This window comes from Mesorhizobium sp. WSM4884 (assembly GCF_029625675.1).
GTDB lineage: Bacteria > Pseudomonadota > Alphaproteobacteria > Rhizobiales > Rhizobiaceae > Mesorhizobium.
This window is the reverse complement of sequence record NZ_JARTVO010000089.1, coordinates 1-242: the sequence shown is the minus strand read 5'-3', so window position 1 is coordinate 242 and position 242 is coordinate 1. Positions and strand designations below refer to the sequence as shown.

Genomic DNA, 242 nt, shown 5'->3' with positions numbered 1-242 from the left:
GCCTTCGCGGCGGCAACGACCCCGATGCCATTGTGAGCATCGACAAGGGCCAACGAGGGGCTCTCTTTTAGAACTTCCCATCGGGCTTGCGGGTCAACCAGCCGGTCTGCGATCCGCTTCTGGTAGACGCGCAGTTTGCGAACGCCCTGGTTGGCAGACGGATGGAAACGCAACTCGGAAAAGATCAGAGCATCAGCAAAAGTTGAGGCGTCTGGCTGCGATAGGCCAAAGCGCACAAAGGC

The 242-nt window shown here is 59.1% G+C and carries 1 protein-coding gene; it reads right to left on the bottom strand.

What is annotated here, in order from left to right; all coding sequences use genetic code 11:
* Window positions 1-242, bottom strand: a 242-nt coding sequence (locus P9236_RS30775) for an Ldh family oxidoreductase (protein ID WP_278078222.1), incomplete at both ends; no start/stop codon positions are given.